Origin of the sequence: Streptococcus suis (assembly GCF_002960445.1) — a bacterium.
GTDB classification, from domain to species: Bacteria; Bacillota; Bacilli; order Lactobacillales; family Streptococcaceae; genus Streptococcus; species Streptococcus hyiners.
Genome location: NZ_POJD01000338.1, coordinates 1 through 282, shown reverse-complemented (window position 1 = coordinate 282; position 282 = coordinate 1). Strand labels below are relative to the sequence as shown.

General features: G+C 41.1%; 1 pseudogene. It reads right to left on the bottom strand.

Annotated elements, in window-relative coordinates:
* Positions 1-282: pseudogene (locus C1G53_RS11145) on the bottom strand (MFS transporter); the annotation flags it as partial.

Sequence of the window (282 nt, the reverse complement as noted above, 5' to 3'; positions counted from 1 at the left end):
AAGAGGAAGATGAGAGAAATACTTGTCGCAGAAAGCACTGTCACCATTAGGGCAACTAAAGCTTGACCTGCTACCATACCAATCTGGCAGAAAGCATCAATCCCTCCACCGACTGTCGCCAATTTATCTTCAGGCAGTTCATTTAAGACCAAGGCATTCATTTTCGGATTGAAGACACCCAAAGTCATAGCTGTCACAAAAATAATCGTCAATACCACATAAATATTGTGGAGAAAGAAACCTGAGAAAATCAAGACTGGCATCAATGTAGAGAATTTGAGG